The sequence below is a fragment of the Shewanella litoralis genome, from assembly GCF_009828585.1.
GTDB classification, from domain to species: Bacteria; Pseudomonadota; Gammaproteobacteria; order Enterobacterales; family Shewanellaceae; genus Shewanella; species Shewanella litoralis.
Genome location: NZ_WSRZ01000184.1, coordinates 1 through 212, shown reverse-complemented (window position 1 = coordinate 212; position 212 = coordinate 1). Strand labels below are relative to the sequence as shown.

Sequence of the window (212 nt, the reverse complement as noted above, 5' to 3'; positions counted from 1 at the left end):
CTTACTCTCTGTTACCGCTCGACTTGCATGTGTTAGGCCTGCCGCCAGCGTTCAATCTGAGCCATGATCAAACTCTTCAATTAAAGTTTTTTTGAGACAACGTCTCGGCTCAATGAATTCTGATTGCTTATCTCACCGAAGTGAAACAAGTCTTTGTACATATTACTATGAACACTCATCATCGCATTGAGTTTAAATTTTTTGATTGCCTA

1 rRNA gene is annotated in these 212 nt (G+C 39.6%); it reads right to left on the bottom strand.

The features are described 5' to 3' along the window. Positions 1–83, bottom strand: a 16S ribosomal RNA gene (locus tag GQA99_RS20545); the annotation flags it as partial. Between the last annotated feature and the right edge of the window lie 129 nt (positions 84–212).